Here is a 17,680-nt window from a genome sequence, read left to right as displayed (position 1 = left end):
ACACACGGCAGGCGGCTTATGTATGAGCCATGCAAAAAAACCAGGTTGCCCTGGTTTATTGATCATATTCTTGTTTTTGGCTTTTAGCCTCGTCATGAATTTCATTGCGCATAGCTTCAATGCTTTCATTTCGGCGTTCGTTTTTCTCACGGATTTGCTGCTTCTCTTCACCGCTTGCAAAAGACAGCTGTTCTTCGGATTCCTCGATGTTTTCAATCGTATTCTGTACCATGTCTTGAAGCTTTTCCACGTTGTCTGATCTGTCATCCGGATGATGCTGCTGTTTTTCCATCATGCTGTATACGCCTCCTTTTCCAACATTATTCGCCTTTTGTCTGCATAATAATCGGCGTTTCTCCCGATTTATCATGCATTTTTTTGCCTTTGTTCCGCTTGTATTCAACCGGCTTTGTCCCGAGGTGGCTCGGGGCAAATTTCGCCTGTTTGTCATGCTCTCTCGGCATGTCCATCCCTCCTTTTAAGAATTAGGATTCTCAAAAAGAAGAAAAAACATGAACGTTTTCTATCGTCACTTCAGCTTGAATTTCTCTTCAAGCCTGTCCTCCAGCCGATCGAGGAACTCCTGGTTGCTTAAAAGCTCCTTCTTATTTTCTGAGACAAGTTCTTCAAATGTCCGACGTTTTGTTTTTTTCATCAGAATCACCTCCAGCTTGTATTCATTTTCGCCATTTTTAGCCCAATATAAGCAAAAAAGCCGGGATTTTTTATAAACCCAGCTTTTCTTTCATTATTTTTTTGTCATGGTTCCTAAAACGATGTCTTGGATGATGCCGTTTTCATCAATAATGTAGGTCGTCGGATAGGAAAAAATCTCGTACTTGGCATTGATGCCCTCTCGATCTAGAACGATCGGAAACGTTAAGCCAAGCTTTTCGGCAAATGATTCAACCGTCTCGCGGTTTTTCTCGGCTGATGTGAAATTGACAGCTAAAACGGTGATGTCTTGATGTTCGTTTTGAAGCTCTTCCATCGCAGGCATTTCCGTCTGACAAGGTTTGCACCATGTCGCCCAAAAATTAAGGATCACTTTCCGGCCCTTGAAATTGGACAATGAGACGTTTTTTTCGCCTTTTAACGATGGAAGTGTAAAATCCGGTGCTTGATCCCCTTTTTCAATCCCGATTTCCGCTTTTTTTTGCATTGTGAAATTCCAGATGGCAGCACCGGCCAAGACAAGCAGGATCAGTACAGCAAGCGTTTTTTTAACCATCGACATCCTCCACATTTCCGCGTTTTACTGACAAAAAGAAGAGAAGCGCTAAAGTGCGCTCTCTTCCGCGGATATCTACTGTTTCATTTTATCGCGAAGCACCATTTGCAGAATTCCGCCGTGGCGGTAGTAGTCGATTTCCACTTCGCTGTCAAAACGGACAACGGCTTCAAACGATTTGACTGTGCCATCTTCGCCAATCGCTCTCACTTGAACAAGATCGCGAGGACGGACGGATTCGCTGACGTCGACTTCAATCGTTTCTTTGCCAGTCAAGCCCAGCGTTTCGGCGTTTTCTCCTTCTTTGAATTGCAGCGGAAGAACACCCATCAGCACAAGGTTGCTTCTGTGAATCCGTTCAAAGCTTTCGGCAATGACCGTTTTAATGCCGAGCAGGTTGGTCCCTTTGGCCGCCCAGTCACGTGAAGATCCCATTCCGTAGTCTTTTCCGGCAATGACGATGAGGCCTGTGCCGTTTTCTTTGTATTTCATGCAGGCATCATAGATCGACATGACCTCTCCGGTTGGCCAGTAGGTTGTATAGCCGCCTTCTGTGCCAGGAGCGATTTGGTTCTTGATTCTGATGTTGGCGAATGTTCCTCTCATCATGACTTCATGATTTCCGCGTCTTGAACCGTATGAGTTGAAGTCTCTTGGAGAAACGCCTTTTTCCTGAAGATATTTTCCGGCCGGTGTATCTTTGCCGATCGCTCCCGCTGGAGAAATATGGTCTGTTGTGACAGAATCTCCGAATTTGCCGACAACGCGCAAGCCTTTTAACGGTTCAACGGTTCCAGGCTCCACCGACATGTTCTCAAAGAACGGCGGATTTTGGATGTAAGTTGACTCCTCATCCCATTTATAAAGAGCTTCATCTGTTGTTTCGATCGCATTCCAGCGCTCGTTGTCATCAAAGACGCGCTCGTATTCTTTTCTGAACAGCTCAGGTGTCACCGTTTGCTTCACGACGGAGTTGATTTCGTCCATAGACGGCCAAATGTCGTTAAAGTATACGTTTTGTCCGTCTTTGCCGACACCGATCGGTTCGTTTTTCAAGTCGATGTCGACCGTACCAGCCAATGCATATGCAACGACAAGCGGCGGAGACGCCAGATAGTTTCCTTTAACAAGCGGGTGAATCCGGCCTTCAAAGTTACGGTTTCCTGAAAGGACAGACGTAATCAGGAGATCGTTTTCAGCAACCGCTTTTTCGATTTCAGGCGCAAGCGGGCCGGAGTTTCCGATACAAGTGGTACATCCGTAGCCGACAATGTTGAAGCCAAGCTTGCGCATATATGGAAGCAGTCCGGAATTGACCAGGTAGCCTGTTACGACTTTGGAACCCGGCGCCAGTGATGTTTTCACATAGTTCGGCACTTTCAAGCCCAGTTCCACCGCTTTTTTCGCGACGAGACCTGCTCCGATCAAGACATACGGATTTGATGTGTTCGTACAGCTTGTAATGGCAGCGATCGCGATCGCACCTGTTTTCATAACCGCTTCTTCGCCGTTTTCAAGTTTAAACTTGATTTCTTTGTCAGCTTCGGAGGCGTCCATGCCAAATCCCTGGTTGCCTGCAGGGCTTGTCAAATGCTTATGGAACGTATCTTTCATTTCCGTCAGCGGAATCAAGTCCTGTGGACGCTTCGGTCCGGAAAGATTCGCTTCAACTTTTGACAAGTCGATTTCAACGATATCCGTAAATACAGGATCATCCTGATCAGGCGTGTAGAACAGTCCGTTTTGACGGCAATATTCTTTGACAACCGCGATTTGCTCATCATCACGGCCTGTTAAGCGCATGTATTCCAATGCTTCTTCATCTACAGGGAAGAAGCCGCAAGTCGCACCGTATTCCGGAGCCATGTTGGCGATTGTCGCCCGGTCGGCCAGTGGAAGCTCGGCAACACCAGGTCCGAAGAATTCAACAAATTTGCCGACAACGCCTTTTTCGCGAAGCACCTGTGTCACTTTCAGCGCAAGGTCTGTCGCTGTCGTCCCGTTCGGAAGCTTTCCGACAAGCTTGGCGCCGATGACTTCCGGAACCGGGAAGTAAGAAGGCTGTCCGAGCATTCCCGCTTCAGCTTCAATTCCTCCGACACCCCAGCCGAGAACGCCGATGCCGTTGATCATCGTTGTATGAGAGTCTGTTCCGACAAGCGTATCCGGATATGTGACGATCTCGCCGTCTTCTTCAACGGCATGAACGACATTAGCCAAATACTCAAGGTTTACCTGGTGGACAATTCCGGTTGCAGGCGGAACAGCCTGGTAGTTATTAAACGCTTTCTTTGCCCAGCTTAAAAATTTATAACGCTCTGCGTTTCGTTGGAATTCAAGGTCCATGTTAACGGTCAGCGCATCTTCTGTTCCGGCTTTATCAACCTGTACGGAGTGGTCGATGACAAGGTCAACCGGAATTTCAGGATTGATTTTATCTGGATCACCGCCGACTGAAGCCATCGCTTTTCTTAATGAAGCAAGGTCGACGACGGCAGGAACACCGGTGAAATCCTGCAAAATAACTCGGGAAGGTTTAAAAGGAACATCGATATCTTTTAATTCAGCAGTGCCCCATTTTGCCAAATTTTCGACATGCTCCTCTGTAATGACTCTTCCGTCGACTTGACGAAGTACGGATTCCAGCAGGACTTTAATGGAATAAGGCAGCTTTGACACTTTTCCGATTCCTTGATCCTCTAATGCTTTTAAAGAATAATAGCTGTACGTTTTGCCTTGTACAGTAAACGTTTTTCTTGATTGAAAAGCGTCTTTTTTTGCGACTTGTTGCTGTTTCGCCATTTCTCCAAAATCCCCCTTTAAAGATCAAGATCATATGCCTGAAAATCCGGCATATTTCACCACAATTTTCTCACAATTTAATCTTAAAACAATTTTAAACATAAGTAAATATCAATGTTTTTATTAAATTCAATAAGAATGGCTTATGCACGAAAAAAGTTTATTTTACTGGAAATACATTTTTTTATACAACTCACTGACCGGGGATATACTACAGTCTGAGGTGATCGAGATTGGCAAAACAAAAAGCAAATCATGTGATAAACGGAATGAACAATGCGAAGCGCCAAGGGAATGGAGCGGGCTATATCGAAGATGATCAACACATTCTTACAGAAGCGGAACGTCAAAACAACAAAAAACGCAAAACGAATCAATAATCCTGCTTGATCTACAATAAGGAGGGCTTAACTTTGACAAATAAAAATGATGGCAAAGATATGCGCAAAAATGCGCCGAAGGGTGCTCAGCCTGGACAGCCTGAACCCTTAAGCGGAAGCAAAAAAGTGAAAAACCGAAACCATACAAGACAAAAGCATAATTCAAATCACGATATGTAAAGCATTGGAGCCTGCGTTCTTTGACGCAGGTTTTTCTCATTGCCCCCCCTTCCTGTCAGCGGAATCTCTTCACACGTCTTCAAAGCCTTGCATAACTTATCGTAAGGCTAAAGGTATGGAGGAATGCTTCAATGACAAATGCCAAACGGTCCGATTACCCGGAGTTCGACGAGGAATGGATGAAGCAGTTTTTTGATGATCCTTTTGCCCTTTATGACGAGACAATTCCGATTGATTTATACGAGACGAGCACCGACTATATAATTGAAGCAGATTTATCCCATTTAAATTGCGAACATCTGCACATGACATTTTCGGGCTATGATTTCAAGCTGAAAGTGAGAACCGATGAACAGCATTACGAAAAAACGCTGATGCTTCCTTTTTTTCTGAATGACAAACAGATTGAAACCGAATGCCAAAATAAGATCCTTTCCGTTAAAATAAACAAGGAAGCAAATCAAGATGAAGCTTCTGTTTCTCTCAACATTCCTTTCCTGTAATTCTTAAAGCCTTAACGAGAAACCCGGGTAAAAGCTTGCAGTCATAAGCCAATACCCGGGTTTTTTCCGTTCATTCGTCAAATATCCTCTAGCATTTCTCCATGGCCGAATAGAGAATTGCTATACGATAGAATATGTTCTAGCATCTCTTTTGACCAGGTGAATGTCCTTACCATTTCATATTATTTTTTCTATGTTCTTCTAATACGGCTTCATGTACAATAGTCTGTAGACAAAGGAGTGATGAGAGATGCTGGAAGGATGGTTTTTATGGCTGATAATCGCTTGGATCATGATCATGATCGTCCTTTTATCCATCGGCGGCTTTTTCATGTTCCGCAAATTTTTGAAGCGCCTTCCGAAAGAGGATGGAAAATCAGAGCTTGACTGGCAGGATTATTATATCGAACAGACTAAGCATTTATGGAAAGAAGAAGAAAAAGCTTTGCTAGAAGAGCTTGTTTCTCCCGTTCCCGAGCTGTTTCGCGACACAGCCAAAGCCAAAATAGCCGGAAAGATCGGCGAGCTGGCACTACAGGAAAAAGCCCGCACAATCGATCAGGATTTAATCGTCAGAGGCTACATTATGGCCACGCCGAAAAAAGATTATAAATTTCTCCTCAAGCGCCTGAGAGAAAAAAACATTGACCACTCCCCATACCAGGAGCTTTTTAAATAAAACAAAACCTTTCCGGAATGATGGAAAGGTTTTGTTTTAATTCACCTGAATATGATTTGACGCATCAAGCTGATTGGAAAGCTTTCTGAAAGAGAGATACATGGCGATTCGCCAAGGAACAATCATTCCAAAAGCCAGAATCCAAAACATTCCGCTCAAAGCTCCATAATCAATCGTTGTGCTCAATATACTCTTCATCACGATGCGAATGATGAGAAGAGCGATTAAAATAAACACAAAAGATTTCGAACGTTTAATGTAAATTTTATCATCTTTAATTTCAAATTTTGATGTTTTAATCAAGAAAATGGAAAAGATCATTCCGACCGTAATCGCTTCTAAAAATTCTGCTCCAGTCACATGGAACGCCGGAAATAGAAACATTAAGGCGCCGGTGCTCATAAAGATCGGCGGCAGTATAATTTTTTTTGCCGTAGCCGGTTTTTCCGATGACTTAATTCTGACAGCCATGACAATGACGGCCATCACAACGGCAAGTATAGATGAAATGATAATCATCATACGTATCATCCCTTTATTCAGCGAATTTTCTCTATATGTTACTATACTCTAAAACGGAGAAAAAAACCATTCTTCCGGGTTTTTGCTTCTGTTTATGCGTTTCCGAGAACGATCCGAACCGCTTCAACCACCTTGGTTTCTTCAAATGGCTTGACGATAAAGTCTTTGGCTCCGGCTTCAATTGCCTCGACGACGATCCGCTGCTGGCGCATAGCCGTGCACATGATGACCTTCACCTTTGGATCGGCCGCAATCATTTCCTTTAAAGCCTCTATCCCGTTTTTCACTGGCATTGTAATATCCATGATCACCAAATCCGGTTTCAGCTTTTGATATAAGGAGACGGCCTCTTCACCATTCTCGGCTTCCCCTGCGACTTGAACATTCTCCGTTTCAAGTATTTCCCTCAATTTATCTCTCATAAATTTTGCATCATCAACAATTAAAACCCTTGCCATACTCCCCTCCAACATCACGATTCAATTTAGCTGTGAATAAGTTCTATTTTAACAAAAAACTGAACAGAGCAGATCAAAAGTTTTTAAAAACCTTTGAAATCACCAAACAGCCCTGATAGAACGATAATGATCTTCGTCATCCAGTCAAAGAACAGGAGGATGCCGACTACAATCATGACAGCGCCGCCGATTTTCATGATCAGCAGCTGATGTTTCCGGAACCATTTCATCTTGGAAATGAAAAAAGACAGCAGCAGAAACGGCAGGCTGAACCCAAGCGCATACAGCAGCATATACGGGACAGCGGACATCGGATTGGTCCCCGCCAGTGCAATGACCGCCGCTAAAATCGGCCCGGTGCACGGCGTCCAGCCTGCAGCAAACGCCATTCCGATCCCGACAGACCCGAGCAAACCGCCCGGCCGGCTTTTCAATTGGAGGCGCCTTTCCTTCATTAGAAATTCGGGTTTGAAAACACCTAAAGTGACAAACCCGAAAAAGATAATGAAGATCGCTCCGAGCTGTCTGATGAGATTGTGGTAATCCTTAAAAAACGTGCCGATCAGCGATGTGCTGTAGCCTAAGGCGATAAAGATAATCGAAAAGCCGATCAGGAAAAAAACCGTGTGCAGCAGGCTTCTCTTTTGAAGCAGCAGTCTGTCCGAATTGATTTCACTCATACTGACGCCTGTAATGTAGGATAAAAAAGCCGGATACAGCGGAAGACAACAGGGTGAAATAAAAGATAGAAATCCGGCGCCGAAAGCCAGAATATAATTAATATCCGTCATTCTCTCTTTCTCCCTTCTATTTTTTGGGATGATATGAAGAAAAATCATCGGTTATGACAATGGAATTTCAATTTCCTTACATATCACCAAAAAAAGTGTTGGTTTCCCGAATTTCTTTATATAATCAATTTTGACAATTTCCCCTTATCACCTTCACAATTGAAAAGAAACCTATATATGGATATAATAGCATTTAGTAGGCAACAAAAAGATGATTTTTACAGAAGAAAGGATAAATTCCTGTGATGAAAGAGAACCTGCTTCATGAAATTGAGGAAAAAAGAAAAGAGCTGGTGAAAATCGTCATGACAAACGGCATGACCTCCCATGTCACGTTACAGCACAGCCAGCAGCTGGACATCCTTCTCTTGGAATATCAAAAACGATCTCTCGGCGGCAGCACACAATAATCATAAATCAAAATAAAAAACCCAGAAAACGGGTTTTTTATTTATAACCATGTTCCTTCTATGTCATAATCGCATTCGTATTATTTCGTTTGATTTTCCATGGCTTTCATCATTTGGTTGATTTTCTTTTGGGATGGTTTCATTCCCATCTGCATCATCATCATGCGTAACATTTGTTCATTAATTGGCGGATTTTTTTTCAGATAGTTCATCATATATTTACGAGCAATAAAAAATCCGAGTGCAACACCTGCGAGCAATGCCAAAATGCCCACTAGGATGACAACCCATAAATCCATTTAATTTCCTCCTTCATGTTGTCTCGTAATAAAGTGTACTAAACCAAACGCTATTATACAACATTTACACTCTAAATTCTTTTTTTTATACAAAATTTCTTTCTTTCACAGGGTTCAGCCAGCCGTACCGCTCCATGCCGAAGTCCATCGCAAGAAAACAAGGACTTACCTTCCGCAAGACTTCAAAGAAGACGGTTTCCGCATCAAATTGCCCGTTTGCTAAAATTTCGATATAGCGGTCTTTGATAATGAAAGAAGCGCTTCCCTTTGGAACGTATAATCTGTATATGCAGTCTACCTGTGTGTAATCCTCACGGTTCAGGTTCGTTTTCAGCCTGTTGTGTATATGGGCAACCGGAATCGGCTTCGTAATATATTCGATTTGTCTGGCCGCTAATTGAGACTTTTTGTTTTCGGGGCTTGTCCAATGGTAATCGTAAAAAAGCTTGAACATGACAGATTCTCTTCCAAAATAATGACTGGCAAATTCCTCTTCTATCAGATACGTATAATAATGACGTTCCATCACTGTCTCATCCCCCTTAGGATATCGATTCTGATGAATGTATGCTTTCAATTATACAAAAGGGGAATAGAAATAATTGTCTGATGGTGATAAAAGAAGCGACTAATTTTGTCGAAACGAAAAAAAGAGAATGATTCAAAGATCATTCTCTTAGATTGTTGATAAAATCCTATGACATCTTTATTGATTTAAAAGCTTTTTCACACGGGCAGCTACATTCTCAGCTGTAAAGCCGTATTCTTTCATAATTTTTTCTCCAGGAGCGGAGGCGCCAAATTGGTCGATTGCGAGAATGTCGCCTTCTGTTCCTGTATATCTGTCCCATCCCAGCGGTGAACCCATTTCAATGGCAAGGCGCTTCGTCACATCTGAAGGCAGGACGGCGTTTTTATATTCGGCCGGCTGCTTTTCAAAGCGGTCCCAAGACGGAACGCTGACGACTGATACGTCAATGCCTTCTTTCGCGAGTTCACTCTGTGCGTCGATCGCAAGTCCGACCTCTGATCCGCTTGCGAGAAGAAGCGCGGCCGGCTTTTCGCTTTGGCTCTTGGACACGACGTATGCACCTTTTTCAACACCTTCATACGCCGCCTCAGCAGACTGGTCAATTGTCGGCAAGTTTTGGCGCGTCAGTACAAGCGCTGTCGGCTGGTTTGTCGATTGAAGGGCAAGTTTCCAAGCGGCAGCCGTTTCATTTCCGTCGGCAGGTCTGATGACAGACAGGTTTGGAAGGGCGCGCAGCGATGCGAGCTGTTCAATCGGCTCATGTGTCGGTCCGTCTTCTCCCACTGCGATGCTGTCATGTGTAAACACATATGTGACCGGAAGCCCCATTAAGGCTGCAAGACGGATCGCAGGTCTCAAATAGTCAGAAAAGACGAAGAATGTGCCGCCAAATACGCGAAGGCCGCCGTGAAGAGCCATTCCGTTTAAAGCCGCTCCCATCGCAAATTCGCGGACTCCGAACCAGATGTTTCTGCCGGCATAGTCTTTCGCAGAAAAGTCTCCGCCGTCTTTGATCGTCGTCTTATTGGAACCGGCCAAATCAGCTGATCCGCCAAAGAAATATGGCACTTTTTTGGCGATTCCGTTCAGGACTTCGCCGGAAGATGCGCGTGAAGCCAGGCTGCTTCCTTTCTCATAAACGGGAACTTCCTTATCCCAACCTGCAGGAAGCTCTCCTTTCATTGCCAGTTCAAGCTGTTCTGCAAGATCCGGATGGGCTTTCTTGTATGCGGCGAACAGCTCGTTCCATTCCTGTTCTTTGCGTTTGCCGGCTTCCTTGACCGTTTCTTTAAAATGATCGTAGACTTCGGAAGGAACGTAGAAATCCTCTTCATATGTCCACTTATATGCTTCTTTTGTCAGACCGGCTTCTTCTGCACCGAGAGGAGCGCCGTGAACACCGGAAGTTCCAGCCCGGTTTGGAGAACCGTAACCGATCGTTGTTTTGACTTCAATTAGTGTCGGCTGATCTACATTCTGCTTTGCTTTTTCGATCGCAGCTGTAATTTCTTCAATGTTATTCCCGTCCTCAACATACAGCACTTCCCATTTCATCGCTTCAAAGCGCTGTTTCACATTTTCAGAGAAGGAACGGTCCAGATCTCCGTCAAGAGAAATATCGTTGGAATCATAAAGAACGATTAAACGGCCAAGCTTCAGATGTCCGGCAAGTGAAGCCGCTTCTGAGGAAATTCCTTCCATTAAATCTCCGTCACCGCAAATACTGTATGTATAATGGTCAACGACACGATATTCGTTACGGTTGTAGGTTTCCGCAAGATGGCGTTCTGCAAGCGCCATACCGACAGCCATTGCGATTCCTTGGCCAAGCGGCCCTGTCGTCGCGTCGACCCCTGGAGTATGACCGAATTCAGGATGTCCGGGAGTTTTGCTTCCCCATTGGCGGAAATTCTTCAGATCTTCCATTGATACGTCATATCCGCTTAAATGCAGCATGCTGTAAAGCAGCATTGAACCGTGTCCGGCAGATAACACAAACCGGTCTCTGTTAAACCAATTTGGGTTTTCCGGGTTCACGTTCATCATTTTTGTCCAAAGCGTATAAGCCATCGGAGCTGTACCCATTGGCATGCCCGGGTGGCCGGATTTTGCTTTTTCAATCGCATCTATGGATAGAGTCCGGATCGTTGCGACAGATTTTGATTCAATCGTTTTCATTTTAATCCCCTTCCTGTATGTACTCTACTTCCTTATCATAAATCTACCCATCAGTTTTCACAACCATTTCGTCTCAAAAGACGGCTGAAAAATGATGATTTGCAGTTATTTTAAACAACAGTAGTATATACAAAAAAGGAATACGATATTGACGTATTCCCTAAAATTAATGGAGCCCGCGCTTGTTTTTTTCTTGTTTGAGTTTTTCCGGCGTCACATCGTTGCCTTCCGGGTCAACAATGGTTACATTTTTCAGCGTGTTTTTCATAGAAGCGCGGACACCTTGCAGGTATTCCTGGCGGAGCTTCTGCTGTTCCGCTTTTTCTTTGTCTGTTAAAGAGCCGGTTTTTGATTTTTTCGCAAGCTCATTAATCCTGGCTATTTTTTCTTTGGAAATCATAACATGCTCCTTTGGTTTATTTCTCATTCATACTACTAAATTCGCTTCCATTTGACAACAAATGAACCTGTCCCTCTTTATACTCCTGATAGCGGCGGTGCACTGTTGCCTTTGAAATGCTGTAGCCGAAGCCTCTCAGCACGGCTGCAATCTCTGCAAACGTCAGCTTGTTTTCCCTGAGCCGGATGATTTCCGAAAGCGGTGCTTCGATCCGTTCTCTTCCGCTTCCCTCATGCCGGTTTTTCAAATTTCTTTCCGGACGGTAGCCGTTTTCGACCGCCTTTTTCATGCCTCTTTTAATTTTCAGGTTATGTATTTTCCGCTGATATTCCTCAACGATGCTGACAATTTCCAACACCATCGAGTCCGCCTCGGAAAGTTCCAGCCGGCCCCTGTGAGCAAGCGTATAAATTTGAACGCCTTCTTTATATAAGCAGTGAAGGAGGGCAATTTTTGCATTTCCCCTGCCAAGCCTTGTGTCATCCTGGATTAAGACCGCATCTACTCTTGAGCTTTTGAGTTCTTCCAGCAGTTCGAATACGCCGTCGCGGTCCATCTCATATCCGCTCGCCTGTTCTGAAATGACCTTTACAACGGTCATGCCGTGTTCGGTGGCAAGCGCTGCAAGCTCCTCTTCCTGCCGTTTTAAGGAGGTTTCCTGCTGCTCTTTTGACGTGCTCACCCTGGTGTATATAATCGCGTTCATAGAAATCCCCTCATCCTTATTATTCTACGACTGCAAGCTGATACCGGTGGGAGTGCTGCTTGGTTACCGGAAGGATCAAAACGTCGCCCGGCCTGATGACGGACGTCGAAAGGCCGTTTTTGTCGGCAACCCACTCAATGAACTTTTGTTTATCAGCGTTTTTCCCGCCTTCGATGCGATCGGCAAGCTCCCATAACGTATCGCCTTCCTGCACCTCTATTTTAACATATTGCTTGTTTTCCTCCATTTTCCCGGCAAGAGACAAAAACAGAATACAGCAGCTGATCACAGCAGTAAGCAGACCGACGAAAACCAACGATTCCCTTTTCAAATCCATCACCCCAAACAGAATATTTGTTCGCTTTTTGTGTTTTCAGTATACATACGAACACACGTTTCTGTCAAACGTTTTTTCGAACCTATGTTTGTACTTGGAGGTAAAACATGCTATAATCTACCTAAAATCGACGTTTTGAGGTGCAGAACATGACGAAGCTATCAAAAAGACAACTTGATATTTTGCGTTTCATTAAGGAAGAAGTGAAACGCAAAGGTTACCCGCCTTCCGTCAGGGAAATCGGCGAAGCGGTCGGCCTTGCATCAAGTTCAACCGTACACGGCCACTTGGCAAGGCTTGAAACAAAGGGACTGATCAGAAGAGACCCGACAAAGCCGAGAGCCATCGAAATACTGGATACCGAAGAAGACATTCACATTCCGCAAAACCAGGTGGTCAACGTTCCCGTTATTGGAAAGGTGACAGCCGGGACGCCGATTACAGCTGTGGAAAATATCGAGGAGTACTTTCCCCTTCCCGACCGCCTGGCACCGCCGGACGAGCATGTTTTCATGCTTGAGATCATGGGGGAAAGCATGATTGATGCGGGAATACTTGATAAAGACTATGTGATTGTCAAACAGCAGAACACAGCCAACAACGGGGATATCGTCGTGGCCATGACCGAAGAAGATGAAGCGACCGTCAAGCGGTTTTTCAAAGAAAAGACTCACATCCGCCTGCAGCCTGAAAATCCCACGATGGAGCCTATCATTCTGCAAAATGTGACCATTCTCGGAAAAGTGATCGGCGTCTTCAGAACCGTTCACTAATGATGCAGCGGCTGCCGGTTTACCGGCGGCCTTTTTGATATCAAAAAAAATCAGGTTCATCCCTTCCCGCTGTTTTGGGGGGCGAACCTGAAAAAGAGGAATTCATAATATGCTTACAAGTCCATTATCTATGATGATTTATTGATAGTCAACAAAATTTTTGCACACAGGAAACTTTCATGCATCTTCATGTTTAAAATGTTTTTCTCCTGACCGTTTTTATGGCGCCCGCTATTTGATCAAGGCGAGAGCGATTCCGTATCCTTTTTCAGGAGTGTACGGAGAAGTTATTTTGATCACCTTCCAAGAACCTTCAGTTGCTTTTGTCCCTATGCCGTCAATCGCTCCTAAATAATCTCCTTGCCGCACTGTGCCGTCAATACGTACATACTGTCTGCCCAAAAGCCCGACGACATGCCATTCATCTCTGACATCGCGTGACAGATAGCTCCCTTCCAAAGACTCGTTATAGTCCGGATTTTGTTTCGGGAGGCGAATCAGCTCCCCTGTCTCATGATCGGTTACCTCTTCATCAATCAATCCGCCGAACTCATTTGTCAAATAGCGGCGCTGCCAGACAAAGCTGGATGCCCCAGAAACAAAAGCTGTCGTTTCTGACACAACCCCCAGCAAATCATTTCCGCTTTGGGCAGGGGCTATTTTTTCTCCTTTTAAAGTGACGATGGTGCCTGTATCGATCAACTGCCCGCTTTCACTCTCAAAATACTCTCCATAGCCGGTTAATGAAGAGGTTACCGCCCCCGCAAATGCTCCATTTCCATAACGGGAGTCAAGGAGCCATTTGATTGACTGGTGACCTCCGGCCACAGTGTACGGCTCTTCAAGTGTAATGCTTTCTGATGAAAGTATCGTTCTGGATACGCCGTTGCCTGTAATATGAGAGTTGTTTGAAGCTGTGACAAATGCGCGGGAGCCCTCTGTGCTGGAACCGCCCGAAGCTCCGATGACCGCATTTCTTTCACCTTTTGCCGTAATATCCCCGGTTCCGGCAATAACGGCGCTTGTTTGATTAAATGCAAAACCGGAGGTGGTTGCAATCTGGGCTCCGCCCTTTAAATTGACGGGCATCTGCTGGTAGGTTTGACCTTTAATGGATGCAGCGGCGCTGTACCCTTCCGCCAAAACGCCGATGATGACAGCCTGACTATTCGGAGACTGGATCCCTGCTGTCCCGCCTTCTGTTATCATGGTTCCGTTCATAATATTCACGTTATAGAGTCCGCCTCCGATCGATATTCCGATTGGAGCTGAATGATAAAAATCAAAGTTTGATATTTTGATATGATCGGTTTGATTTGCCCCTCCCAATAAACGAATATCGATGCCGGCCTTTTTAAATCCGCGAATCTTAATCCCATTGATCGTAATGTTTTGACTTCGGTACTGCAATGCTACTACAGGATAGCCGCCATAGTCGTAATCCGGATTTCCGATCGCTGTGAATCCGCTTATATAAACATTTTTATAGGCTGAAACAACGAGTGCTCTTGGGGTCACACTCTCATACAGAGAATTGAAGACTGGCTCGACCGCTGTACAATCAATAAGCGTTACATCGTATGCTGTGGTGCTTTCCGGATCTGATGCCTGGTGGTGGCCGATATGCCGAAGGTCAAACGCGCGGACATCCCGGTAGGATATATGGCCGATAATATGGACATTTTGAGAAGCCGGCCACATTTCATGGGCTTTCACTTCTACCCCGCGAATGTTTCCGCTTGTCACGTTGTTTAAAAGCCAGACATGCTTTGACCCATCATCAATCTCGATACCGTTGGAGTTGGCCATGCCTTCGGCGTGCTCTGTGCCGCGAGGGGCTGCAGAATAGCAGTTTGAAATAAAGATGTATTCGCTGTAATGCGTAGTGATGCCGTCATCGCCGGCGCCATATGCGACACAGTTATCAATCCAAATATATTTGGAGCCGTCTTTTGTCCAGTCTGTATCAGGCAAATGATCATATGTCGGGGATGTAATATCAATTCCGTGGAGACCTGCATTGACGGCTTCAATATCTTTGATCCAGCCAAATTCGACTTTTGCAAACGTTAAACAGCTGGAAAACTGCCCTCCAGGATTTCTCACCCCGCATTGTCTGTCAGGATTCCAGTCTAAAGTCATTCCCTGGACAAAAATATGACGGTTTCCATTTTCATAATCGTCATTCGTGATGACCCACTCATGTGCCGGGGTATCCTCATGAAGTTTAATGACAGTGACGCCTTTGCCTTGTCCGACAAGATATGTCCAAGACGGAAGCTTGATTCCTTGAACAAAATATTCGCCCGCCGGAATGTTCACTTTAACTCGTCCATTTCCGATCGCATTGCGGAAAGCTTCAGTATTATCCCTTCCATCAGGAACAGCCCCGAAATCTGCAACATTCACTTCGCGAGTGATTTTGCCAAGCAATTTGTGATACTCCTTATCAAGCCGCTCCTTCAACAGTGAGGCCGCCTCTCCTTCGGCCGTCACCCTTGCATCTGTCACCTCAACGCTTTGAGAGGTTTCGACATGCTGAATGAGATTTTGCATCCTTGCTTTCAGTTGCTCGATTTCCGTCAAACGGTTTTGATGCTTTAAAAATTGACCTTTAGCGGTGGATCTCAATTCGGCATTTAGAGACACATCAGAAGGTTTTTGTGAATGAACCATTCTAAGGACACCTCTTTCTTTTTAATATGGGCGTTGAAATGCGGATGGGAAGGCCTGTCTCAAATTTCGAAAACGGAGCGGCCAAATCATCCATTTTACATCTATGTTATAAATTGGATATACATCACTGTAATCCTTCTAACCCCTGCAAAAAAAGGACGGATGATCAGTATTTCCGATCCCTCCATCCTTTTAAAGCCGGCTTATTATAGCTTTGTATTTTCTGCGATCAAGTGCCGCCTCTCTAATTGCAGCAAAGCTGCCACATGGCGCTCTAGCGGTTCGAGCGGATTGATGATCATTTCAGATGATGAACTTTCCGCTGCTTCAGCTGCATCAACCATGGATAACTGAGCAACGGAGAGCAGCCTGTTTTCGGTATTTGCGATTCGCTTTATATGTTTCTCAATCTCGGCATCGTACATTTCCTTATATCCACGCATGATGAGATCGAAAGTATGTTTAAGGATCATACACTCTACATTCGGGGATTTTTGTCGTTGACGCGCATATTCTTTCAGACGCTCCATTGTACTTTCAACAGTTGCAGGATTAGAAAAAAGCATCAATTGCCGCTTCTCGGTTTGACAGATCTGTTCAAAAAATGGTTCATCAATGTAAATGACCGGCACGGAAATGGAAAGTTCCGCTTTCTGTAAAACCGCAATATAATTTGTGCAGGTGATCAAGATCGCCCCTGGGCTGCAGCGTGCCATCCATTCTATTTGCTCTTTTGCTTTTTGTCCGGCATTAAAGGTTGATTCTGCCGTTAATTCATGCATCAAGCCGGGATCGACAAAGTGAATAAGCTCTATTTCATATTGAGAAAACACACGTTCAATATATCCAATATTTGAGTGGTGGGCATGAAGACAGGCCAACTTTTTCACCGGTTCGATTCCCCCTTTTTAAGAAAAACAGGCGGATTTTCCGCCTGTTTTTATACTGCTACTTCAAATGTGAGCTTGTCTCCGTGCTGATAATCAATCAATTGAAAATCGTCGATCGTGAAATCATAAAAATCTTTAATTTCCGGATTGATCCAAAGCTTCGGCGCCTCATACTGCTCCCGCGACATCTGAATGTTCAAATTGTCGATGTGGCGGGTGTAGATATGGCAATCTCCGATATTGAAGATATATTCGCCCAGTTCATAGCCAAGAACTTGGGCGATCATGCGCTGCAGCACATTATATTGAAACACATTGAACGGATTGCCCAATGCCATATCATTGCTTCTCGCCCTTACTTCCAAAGACAGTTTTCCTTCCTTGACATACCATTGCGTTTCATAAACGCAAGGCGTCAGCGCCATCTCATCCAAGTCATCGGGATTCCACAGCATTGTAATATGCCTGCGGGAAGCCGGGTTATGCTTTAATTGATGAAGCAGGTAGTCAACCTGATCGACTTTTTCGCCGTTGATCGTTCTGTTTTTCTTTGCCAGCTGATAGCCGTATGCTGAACCGATCGTTCCGTCTTTAAGCTTCCATTGGTCCCAAATGTGAACACCCATGTTCTGAAGAACCTGAACATCGTTCGATTTCAGCTGCCAAATCCAAAGCAGCTCTTTAATCGCTGTCTTCCATGCTACTTTTTTGGTTGTTAAAATCGGCACTTCAGAATTATCAAAGCGCATTTTTTCGCTCATGATGCTCAAAGTATGAGCAGCTGTACCGTCTGACTCCCATTTCGTCCGGACGCGATACTCTTCATCTGAAATCCCGGATTCAATAATTTTTTGAATAATAGCGTTGTATTGTTGATCGCAGTGGCTCATCATATCCTCTCCTATCCTCTTTCCAAATGATATGTATAAAACG

General features: G+C 44.7%; 23 protein-coding genes. 6 read left to right on the top strand and 17 right to left on the bottom strand.

Annotated features, from left to right (window positions below):
- Positions 1–55: 55 nt before the first annotated feature.
- The 5 genes from tlp to acnA form a co-directional block, all read right to left on the bottom strand.
- Entirely contained in the window at positions 56–292 is a 237-nt protein-coding gene (gene tlp / locus M654_RS12630; protein WP_026587250.1) for a small acid-soluble spore protein Tlp, read from the bottom strand.
- A 28-nt stretch (positions 293–320) separates the two neighbouring features.
- Positions 321–464 (bottom strand): acid-soluble spore protein N, encoded by a 144-nt coding sequence (locus M654_RS12625; protein ID WP_006637039.1) that lies wholly within the window; start codon positions 462–464, stop codon positions 321–323.
- A gap of 65 nt (positions 465–529) precedes the next feature.
- On the bottom strand, positions 530–655 hold the full coding sequence (locus tag M654_RS12620) for an FbpB family small basic protein (RefSeq protein ID WP_077736713.1): 126 nt from the start codon (positions 653–655) through the stop codon (positions 530–532).
- 93 nt (positions 656–748) lie between these two features.
- Positions 749–1,231 carry a peroxiredoxin family protein gene (locus M654_RS12615; protein WP_026587248.1) on the bottom strand — a complete coding sequence of 161 codons (483 nt, stop codon included), beginning with the start codon at positions 1,229–1,231 and terminating at the stop codon, positions 749–751.
- 75 nt (positions 1,232–1,306) lie between these two features.
- Entirely contained in the window at positions 1,307–4,033 is a 2,727-nt protein-coding gene (gene acnA / locus M654_RS12610; protein WP_026587247.1) for an aconitate hydratase AcnA, read from the bottom strand.
- A 233-nt stretch (positions 4,034–4,266) separates the two neighbouring features.
- Here acnA and sspO point away from each other — a divergent pair, with 233 nt between their 5' ends.
- The 4 genes from sspO to M654_RS12590 all read left to right on the top strand — a co-directional run bounded on the left by sspO (position 4,267) and on the right by M654_RS12590 (position 5,775).
- Positions 4,267–4,413 (top strand): small acid-soluble spore protein SspO, encoded by a 147-nt coding sequence (gene sspO / locus M654_RS12605; protein WP_026587246.1) that lies wholly within the window; start codon positions 4,267–4,269, stop codon positions 4,411–4,413.
- 33 nt (positions 4,414–4,446) lie between these two features.
- Entirely contained in the window at positions 4,447–4,593 is a 147-nt protein-coding gene (locus M654_RS12600) for a small acid-soluble spore protein P (protein WP_026587245.1), read from the top strand.
- A 131-nt stretch (positions 4,594–4,724) separates the two neighbouring features.
- On the top strand, positions 4,725–5,096 hold the full coding sequence (locus M654_RS12595; RefSeq protein WP_026587244.1) for an Hsp20/alpha crystallin family protein: 372 nt from the start codon (positions 4,725–4,727) through the stop codon (positions 5,094–5,096).
- Positions 5,097–5,346: 250 nt separating this feature from the next.
- Positions 5,347–5,775, top strand: coding sequence for a DUF2621 family protein (locus M654_RS12590; protein WP_026587243.1), 429 nt, complete (start codon positions 5,347–5,349; stop codon positions 5,773–5,775).
- 36 nt (positions 5,776–5,811) lie between these two features.
- On the opposite strand, the gene M654_RS12585 is transcribed toward M654_RS12590, so the two are convergent.
- The 3 genes from M654_RS12585 to M654_RS12575 all read right to left on the bottom strand — a co-directional run bounded on the left by M654_RS12585 (position 5,812) and on the right by M654_RS12575 (position 7,546).
- Positions 5,812–6,306: a CcdC family protein gene (locus M654_RS12585; RefSeq protein WP_142246118.1), complete on the bottom strand. Its 495-nt coding sequence runs from the start codon at positions 6,304–6,306 to the stop codon at positions 5,812–5,814.
- An 83-nt stretch (positions 6,307–6,389) separates the two neighbouring features.
- Positions 6,390–6,755, bottom strand: coding sequence for a response regulator (locus M654_RS12580; protein WP_026587241.1), 366 nt, complete (start codon positions 6,753–6,755; stop codon positions 6,390–6,392).
- 83 nt (positions 6,756–6,838) lie between these two features.
- Positions 6,839–7,546, bottom strand: coding sequence for a cytochrome c biogenesis protein CcdA (locus tag M654_RS12575; RefSeq protein ID WP_026587240.1), 708 nt, complete (start codon positions 7,544–7,546; stop codon positions 6,839–6,841).
- Positions 7,547–7,788: 242 nt separating this feature from the next.
- Here M654_RS12575 and M654_RS12570 point away from each other — a divergent pair, with 242 nt between their 5' ends.
- Complete coding sequence (locus M654_RS12570; protein ID WP_026587239.1) at positions 7,789–7,956, top strand: aspartyl-phosphate phosphatase Spo0E family protein; 168 nt, start codon at positions 7,789–7,791, stop codon at positions 7,954–7,956.
- An 80-nt stretch (positions 7,957–8,036) separates the two neighbouring features.
- Here M654_RS12570 and M654_RS12565 read toward each other — a convergent pair whose 3' ends face one another.
- From M654_RS12565 to yneA, 6 genes are all read right to left on the bottom strand, one after another.
- Complete coding sequence (locus tag M654_RS12565) at positions 8,037–8,255, bottom strand: YneF family protein (protein ID WP_026587238.1); 219 nt, start codon at positions 8,253–8,255, stop codon at positions 8,037–8,039.
- 85 nt (positions 8,256–8,340) lie between these two features.
- Positions 8,341–8,781: a sporulation inhibitor of replication protein SirA gene (gene sirA / locus M654_RS12560; RefSeq protein ID WP_026587237.1), complete on the bottom strand. Its 441-nt coding sequence runs from the start codon at positions 8,779–8,781 to the stop codon at positions 8,341–8,343.
- 180 nt (positions 8,782–8,961) lie between these two features.
- Entirely contained in the window at positions 8,962–10,965 is a 2,004-nt protein-coding gene (gene tkt / locus M654_RS12555; RefSeq protein ID WP_026587236.1) for a transketolase, read from the bottom strand.
- A 166-nt stretch (positions 10,966–11,131) separates the two neighbouring features.
- Positions 11,132–11,365 (bottom strand): DUF896 domain-containing protein, encoded by a 234-nt coding sequence (locus tag M654_RS12550; RefSeq protein WP_026587235.1) that lies wholly within the window; start codon positions 11,363–11,365, stop codon positions 11,132–11,134.
- 16 nt (positions 11,366–11,381) lie between these two features.
- A complete protein-coding gene (locus M654_RS12545; RefSeq protein WP_051290376.1) occupies positions 11,382–12,071 on the bottom strand; it encodes a YneB family resolvase-like protein in 690 nt (229 codons plus the stop codon).
- 19 nt (positions 12,072–12,090) lie between these two features.
- Complete coding sequence (yneA, locus tag M654_RS12540; protein ID WP_026587234.1) at positions 12,091–12,402, bottom strand: cell division suppressor protein YneA; 312 nt, start codon at positions 12,400–12,402, stop codon at positions 12,091–12,093.
- Positions 12,403–12,557: 155 nt separating this feature from the next.
- On the opposite strand from yneA, the gene lexA reads away from it, so the two are divergent.
- Complete coding sequence (gene lexA, locus M654_RS12535) at positions 12,558–13,181, top strand: transcriptional repressor LexA (RefSeq protein WP_026587233.1); 624 nt, start codon at positions 12,558–12,560, stop codon at positions 13,179–13,181.
- A gap of 231 nt (positions 13,182–13,412) precedes the next feature.
- Here lexA and M654_RS12530 read toward each other — a convergent pair whose 3' ends face one another.
- From M654_RS12530 to M654_RS12520, 3 genes are all read right to left on the bottom strand, one after another.
- The gene (locus tag M654_RS12530; protein WP_026587232.1) at positions 13,413–15,857 is read right to left on the bottom strand and encodes a peptidase G2 autoproteolytic cleavage domain-containing protein; all 2,445 of its coding nucleotides are present in this window, start codon (positions 15,855–15,857) and stop codon (positions 13,413–13,415) included.
- A 206-nt stretch (positions 15,858–16,063) separates the two neighbouring features.
- On the bottom strand, positions 16,064–16,756 hold the full coding sequence (locus tag M654_RS12525) for a hypothetical protein (RefSeq protein WP_026587231.1): 693 nt from the start codon (positions 16,754–16,756) through the stop codon (positions 16,064–16,066).
- 41 nt (positions 16,757–16,797) lie between these two features.
- A complete protein-coding gene (locus M654_RS12520) occupies positions 16,798–17,637 on the bottom strand; it encodes a thymidylate synthase (protein ID WP_026587230.1) in 840 nt (279 codons plus the stop codon).
- Between the last annotated feature and the right edge of the window lie 43 nt (positions 17,638–17,680).

This window comes from Bacillus sp. NSP9.1, assembly GCF_000465465.2.
Classification (GTDB): Bacteria; Bacillota; Bacilli; order Bacillales; family Bacillaceae; genus Bacillus; species Bacillus sonorensis_A.
This window is presented reverse-complemented; position numbering and strand designations above follow the sequence as displayed.